Source organism: Kosmotoga sp. (assembly GCF_982836095.1).
Map to the genome: position 1 here is coordinate 1 of NZ_CEYIHJ010000100.1, position 6,843 is coordinate 6,843.

Genomic DNA, 6,843 nt, shown 5'->3' on the forward strand with positions numbered 1-6,843 from the left:
ACTCATTGGAGCACCTTCTGGATATGTAGGATACGACGAAGGTGGTACTCTCACAGAACAGGTTCGAAAAAGGCCTTTCTCGGTTGTGCTTTTCGATGAAATAGAAAAGGCTCACCCTGATATTTTCAACTTATTGCTTCAGATAATGGATGACGGGCAATTAACAGATTCTCAGGGGCGCCATGTGGATTTCAGAAATAGCATAATCATAATGACAAGCAATCTTGGTGGCGAATTCATAAACAAAACCAAAGCTTCCATAGGGTTTATTGACGCTTCTGGTATGGAAGACAAAGAATATGAGTCTATGAAGTCTTCGGTTTTGGAAGAAGTGAAAAGAACTTTCAGACCAGAATTTTTAAACCGCCTTGATGAAATGGTAGTTTTCCATCAATTGACCAAGAAAGAGATCAAAGAGATCATAAATATTCTTATGCGTGATATGCGAAAACGTCTGAGCGAAAAGGGCATGCTTTTAACCATTTCTGAAGCAGCTCAGGATTTCCTCGTTACAAAAGGATTTGATCCAGTTTACGGAGCTCGACCTTTGAAAAGAGCCATACAGCGTTATGTTGAAGATCCCCTCTCCGAAGAGCTGCTAAAAGGACGCTTTAAAGATGGAGATAACATTACAGCTATTTCTCAGGATGAGAAAATCATTTTCAGAAGAGCTATCAAGAAAAAGGCTGAGGTTAGTGCGGATACATGAAAAAGAAACAGGTTTATGTATGTAATTCCTGCGGCTATGAATCACCAGCATGGTTTGGGAAGTGCCCCATGTGTGGGGAGTGGAATACTGCTGTAAGAATATCCGTTGAACCTACTACTTCAGTTGAAACAAAGAACTTTGAAGGCCCAAGAACCCTAACAGATATTCAAACCAGTGAGCATATACGATTCAGTTCTGGCATGAAGGAGATTGATAGAGTTCTTGGTGGTGGAATTGTGCCAGGTAGTGTGGTATTGATCAGTGGTGAGCCTGGCATTGGAAAATCCACGCTTATGCTGCAAACAGCAGCACGCGTAACTGACAATAAACCTGTCCTATACATCTCTGGGGAAGAATCCGAAAGCCAATTAAAACTCAGAGCTGAGCGTTTAGAGATTACCGGAGAACATATTAAAGTTATGACAACAGGTGATCTCTCTTTTTTGACCACGCTTGATATACAAGAGTTCTCGCTGATTATATTTGATTCCCTACAAACCCTAAAACTTCCGGGTGTCTCATCTCTTCCAGGAAGTGTGGTTCAAGTCAGAGAATGTGCCAATTACATAGTATCACTGGCAAAAGGGAATGGTATTCCTGTATTCATTGTGGGACACGTCACCAAAGGTGGGCAAATAGCTGGTCCCAAGCTAGTGGAGCATCTTGTAGATACTGTCCTATATTTTGAAGCAAGTAAAACAGGTTACAGATTTCTCAGGACAACTAAGAACCGTTTTGGCCCTTCCGATGAAATTGCCGTCTTGGAAATGTCATCAAAGGGGTTAGAAGAAATAAGTGATCTTTCAACAATTTTTGTGGAAGATTACATTCCTGCACCTGGAAACGTTATTACCGCTGTTGTGGAAGGTTCGAAAACATTTCTCGTAGAGATTCAGTCGCTGGTATCAAAACCTCTTTATGGAACTCCCCGAAAACTTTCCAACGGAGTTTCGTTTGACCGTGTATTACTCATCGCAGCGGTGCTTACTCGAAGGGCTGGGATTCCACTAGATAGTCTCGATATATATGTAAATGTTGCTGGAGGTCTTCAGCTAAGCGATCCTGGAGTGGATCTCGCAATAGCGGCTTCAATAGTTTCAGCTTTTTTTGATAAACCTTTGCCTGAGGGATTTGCAGCTTTTGGTGAAATTGGCCTGGACGGCTCTATCAGGTCTGCGATGTTTTCTGATCGGAGAATTGACAGATTGAAGAACTCTGGATTTTCGACCATTCATTCTCCTGAAGGTGAGATAACCGTCAGAGATATAGGAGAGTTCCTAAAGAGATTGAGGGGGGGCGATACATGAATCGCAAAGAATTTCTGGAAAAATTGAGAATAGTTTCCCCAGGAACGCCCTTAAGGTTTGCTTTAGACCAGATCGTGGCGGCTAATACGGGTGCATTGCTTTTTTTTGTTGACGATTTCGAGAAGTATAAGCCTCTTATGCAGCTTGGTTTTATGATTGACTGTGAATTCAATCCAAACAAACTTTATGAATTGACAAAAATGGACGGAGCAATCATAGTTGACGAAAATATGAATAGAATAATAGCTGCAAATGTTCAACTTATTCCAGATCCAAGCATTTCTTCATCTGAGACTGGCATGCGGCACAGAACAGCCGAACGTATGGCACGCCAAACCGGCAAGATGCTTGTGGCGATTTCAAAACGAAAAAAGACCATCAGCCTTTTTTATGATGATTATAGCCATGTGCTGAGGTCTCTTGAATTGCTTATTCCACGCATCAACCAGGCGGTTGGTACCGTTGACCAATATCGAAAGGCGTTTGACAAGGGACTTGAGGAGATCGATGTACTTGAATCTTCATCGGTTTTAACATTATACGATGTTATAAAAACCTTACACAAGGGGCTCATGATTCTCCGAATATATAATGACGAAGAGATGACTCTGGCTGAATTGGGTAATTACGGTGATATTCCCAAGATGCAATTTGATGAAATCCTGAGTGGGGTCACCGAAGAGATTGAGAATCTCGTGCTGGATTTTTCCAATAAGATTCCTGATACTGAAGAAATCGACGCTTTAACTGAAAAACTTTTTTCCTTGTCAGAAAAAGAAATGTCAAACTATGTCTTCCTGGCAAAACTCATGGGATATGAAGTTTCTTCAACTGCTCAGACTATGGAGATGTCGCTATTTTCAAGAGGTATAAGATTTATTCGTAAGATACCAAAAATTCCTCTTCAGGTGGCTCTGAATATTGGAAAGCGTTTCGGCTCTCTCTCAAAATTAATGGATAGCTCTTCAGAAGAATTAAAGAAAGTGGAAGGAATCGGAGAAAAGCGTGCCCTTGCTATAAGGCACGCCATCGATGTGAAAAAAAGGCATGAAGATCTCGACTAATTATAGTTACTGAAAATCATTCCAAACTGTTCAATCTTTCGCGTATTTCATTTACATCTTCTGGTGTCATCCTTGTATGATTGCAAGATTTTATTATTCTTTCACCTGAGGTCCAGACATCACAAACATAATAGTTTTTGGATAAATCAGATATAAATTCTGAAAGCGATTTCAACTCTTTTCTTATAGTGCTAAATGGATTTCTTGGCTTTGCCAACATAAAATCAGCTTCGTATCCAGCTTTTATTTTCCCAAAGCCTCTTTTGAAAAATTTCTCAGCGAGTTTATAGTTGTTCTCAAAAAGAGTTTTCTTGAGTTCATAATCGATGACTTTTATATCAAAGCCCCTAAAGTGCCGTTCTGAAAGAATTAGACCGCGTCCTTCCCCAAGCAAATCAGCATCCAATAATCCTGAGCCTATGCAAACGTTCATTCCGCGTCCAAGGAAATCGGCAATATTTGATTTGAAAGTTCCAGCAAAAAGCTCCGTTCTCAAAGACTTGATCACGAACATTTGTTTGCTGGCAATTACATCCATGTCGGTTTCTCTCATATTACCCGCATAAGCAATACCGGAATGAGGTATCATTAAACCACTTTTCAATAATCTGTCTATCAGGTGCTCTCCATATAGTGATAAACATCGTGTGTCATCAGAATGCATGTCAAAGACAACAAGTATGACATCTATGCCAGAAGCTATAAAGCTTGTAAGCTTTTTCAACTCTTCCTCGCTGTATTCAGCAAGTTCGGTAATATACACAACTGGATAATAATAATCTGTCTTACTTGCATCAATCCATTTGCTAACTATCGCATCGATATTTTCTTTGAAAACAACAGGGCCTGTTACCAACCTGATATGGTATTTTTCAGCGATTTCTCGAATTATATCTGGATTTAAAGCTTCCGAATCAAAAATCGGACCGAATATCGTCGTGATCCCATTCAATTGAGCTAAAAGAGCCCCCATTTCAATTGAATACTTGCTCAGGCCTTTTTGATCGAATTTTTTGAAAAAGTTTATTAAGTTCACAAAATAATTAGAACCCACGATATTGTTCGCGTTATTTTGATAAACAAGATTGTGAATGAAATTGTACAGGCTAATATGTGCATTTACCAAACCAGGTACAATGATTGCATCCGGTGCATCTAATTCCTCGTCATCAGTAGCAGTATATTCATTCATCCTTCCGACATTTCTAATGACCCTGCCACGTATTTCAACAAACCCCCTTGGAATGAAGTAGTTTTCAGGATCATTTGTGAATATCGAAACATTTTTGATTATCATGAACAATCACCCCTTTCTTTAGAGGAAATATATCGTACTAAGTAAATCACTGACTTAAACAATCTGGGTATAATTTTAAGCCGCTTTCGGGGTTCCTTGATTATCCTATAAAGCCACTCCAGTCCTGCCTTTTGCATCCATTTGGGAGCTCTTTTAATTCTATTTGCAATAACATCAAAGGATCCTCCAACTCCCATGGCAAGCAATGGTTTTAAAGAATCGTAATTTTTCGATATCCATATTTCCTGTTTCGGAACACCCATGGCTACAAAAAGAAGCTTGGCATTCGTTTGATTGATTATCGATACAATTCTATCATTTTCATCTTCTGTAAAAAAGCCATGATGAGTCCCAACAATTTTCAATAATGGAAATTTTTTGGACAAGTTTATTGCTGTTTGCTTAACAATATCCTCTTTTGAGCCCAGCAAAAAAACCTCTAAGCCATCGCGTTCGGCATATTCACATAGTTTGAGCATCAGTTCAATACCTGGTACACGTTGCAGCTGCCTTTTCTTGAACAGTTGTATGGCCTTTATAACCCCGATACCATCAGGGACTACATAGTTGACTTTCTCTACTGCCTTTGCATATTCGGGTTTTTGAAATATTTCATAAACAATTAGACTGTTTATTGTCAACACAAAAAAGCGTTGTCCGGCTTTAATACCAGCTAACAGTTTTTCTGCATTGTTCACGATATCGAGTTCAGAAATTTCAAAGCCAAGGAATTTCAAGAGCCGCACCTCCATAAAATAAAGAGGAAGGCAAAGCCTTCCTCTGGTGCCGAGGGCGGGAGTCGAACCCGCACGGGGCTATCAACCCCAGCGGATTTTGAGTCCGCCGCGTCTGCCAATTCCACCACCTCGGCCCGCTAATAAAATTTACCATCACGACGGGGATATGTCAAGTAATATTTGCGGCTTCGCCTATCACAGATCGAAATACAATTGATACTCTGCAGGTGAAGGAACACTATTCACGTATTCCGTTTCCCTTTGCTTAAGAGTATACCAGTTTAAAATCAAATTTTGGCTAAACACTTCATTTAGATATTCGTTATCCTGAGTCAGAGCTTCAAGAACTGAAAACAAGCTCGTGGGAAAGAATCTGATTTTTTCCCTTTCATCATCAGCCATTTTGTAGATATTTTCCTCAAGAGGACCAAAACCCATTTTTACGGGATCGAACTCCCTCTTTATACCGTCAATACCAGCCATTAAAATTGCCGCAAGTGAATAATAAGGGTTGCAGGTAGCATCCATTGTCCTGAATTCTATGCGAACTTTTTCGGGTTTTTTAACATAACCCGGTATCCTTATCGCAGCGCTTCTGTTAGCCTTCGCAAAAGCGGCACAAACTGGAGCCTCAAATCCCGGAACAAGCCTTTTAAAGGAATTGGTAGAAGGATTGGTAAAAGCTAACAAAGAACCAGAAAGACTGTGATAAAGTATTCCGGCTATGTATTGAAGGGCAATTTGACTTAAGCCGCTGTATCCCTTTCCCGAAAAGAGATTGCTATTATTTTCATTGACCAGAAATTGATGCACATGTAACCCATTCCCGGCTTCGTTATAGAGAGGTTTAGGCATGAAAGTAGCGGCCAAGCCATGTCTTGTTGCGATGTTCTGGATAATGTATTTGGTGAGGATAATAGAATCAGCTGCTTTCAACGCGTTTTGGAAGAACAGCTCTATTTCATGTTGTGCCGAGCTGACCTCATGATGATGGTATTTCACCGGGATTCCAATTTTCAACAAGGCTTTTACCACTTCATTTCGAAAACCGGAATAGGCATCAACTGGTGGGGTTCGATGATAGCCACGTTTTCTATCTACCACATATTGATTGGAAAGCACCTGACTGTTCCAAAAGCCTTCCGAAACATCAACTCTATAAAATGAACCGCTTGTATCAGTACCATAACCAAATGATTCAAATAGATGGAATTCTAATTCCGGAGCCATCATCGCGTTTTTTGCACCGATTTCTTCGAGTTTGTTTACTGCATTCCTCAACACATTCCTTGGGTATTGGTCGAAAGGTTCAAGAGTATCCACTAAAAAGACATCACAGAAAAACGACAGGGTTTTTTCATCATAAAAGGGGTCAATGAAAGCAGTATCAGGATCAGGGATCATTATCATATCGCTGGATTCAACAGAGGCAAAGCCAAAGTTAGAGGCATCAAAACCAACGCCTTCTCTGAAAAGGCTATCATCAAGACGGTTCCCCGGTAGTGTGACATGCCTCAAACGGCCCTGAACATCCACTACTTTTAGATCGATGAATTCAATATTATGGGCGTACTTCTCTATTACGTCTTTCACACAATCTCCTCCTTTAGAGCAGTAAATTAATATTTAGCATTATATGTTATTCTGTATACGCTTATGGATCTGATGATCTTTGACTGATTTAAGTATTCGGTGAATCCTTCACGGATAACCGATAGTACAGCCTGTG

At 40.1% G+C, this 6,843-nt stretch carries 6 protein-coding genes and 1 tRNA gene; 3 read left to right on the forward strand and 4 right to left on the reverse strand.

Annotated features, from left to right (window positions below; translation table 11 throughout):
• The 3 genes from AC3LHT_RS07270 to disA all read left to right on the forward strand — a co-directional run.
• Window positions 1-709 (forward strand): AAA family ATPase (locus tag AC3LHT_RS07270; RefSeq protein WP_488662435.1); only part of this gene is annotated, 709 nt, incomplete at its 5' end.
• Window positions 706-2,016: a DNA repair protein RadA gene (gene radA, locus AC3LHT_RS07275; protein WP_290666877.1), complete on the forward strand. Its 1,311-nt coding sequence runs from the start codon at window positions 706-708 to the stop codon at window positions 2,014-2,016. The genes AC3LHT_RS07270 and radA, both read left to right, overlap by 4 nt.
• On the forward strand, window positions 2,013-3,080 hold the full coding sequence (gene disA, locus AC3LHT_RS07280; RefSeq protein ID WP_290647050.1) for a DNA integrity scanning diadenylate cyclase DisA: 1,068 nt from the start codon (window positions 2,013-2,015) through the stop codon (window positions 3,078-3,080). Before radA ends, disA begins: the two co-directional genes overlap by 4 nt.
• A gap of 16 nt (window positions 3,081-3,096) precedes the next feature.
• Here the strand turns inward: disA and AC3LHT_RS07285 are convergent, their stop codons facing one another.
• The 4 genes from AC3LHT_RS07285 to glnA form a co-directional block, all read right to left on the reverse strand.
• Complete coding sequence (locus AC3LHT_RS07285) at window positions 3,097-4,377, reverse strand: amidohydrolase family protein (protein ID WP_290647049.1); 1,281 nt, start codon at window positions 4,375-4,377, stop codon at window positions 3,097-3,099.
• Window positions 4,374-5,114, reverse strand: coding sequence for a WecB/TagA/CpsF family glycosyltransferase (locus AC3LHT_RS07290; RefSeq protein ID WP_290647048.1), 741 nt, complete (start codon window positions 5,112-5,114; stop codon window positions 4,374-4,376). The genes AC3LHT_RS07285 and AC3LHT_RS07290 overlap by 4 nt, the downstream gene beginning before the upstream one ends.
• A 44-nt stretch (window positions 5,115-5,158) precedes the next feature.
• Window positions 5,159-5,248: transfer RNA gene (locus tag AC3LHT_RS07295), tRNA-Leu, on the reverse strand.
• A gap of 61 nt (window positions 5,249-5,309) precedes the next feature.
• Window positions 5,310-6,707, reverse strand: a complete 1,398-nt coding sequence (glnA, locus tag AC3LHT_RS07300; protein ID WP_488662436.1) for a type I glutamate--ammonia ligase — start codon at window positions 6,705-6,707, stop codon at window positions 5,310-5,312.
• Window positions 6,708-6,843: the final 136 nt, after the last annotated feature.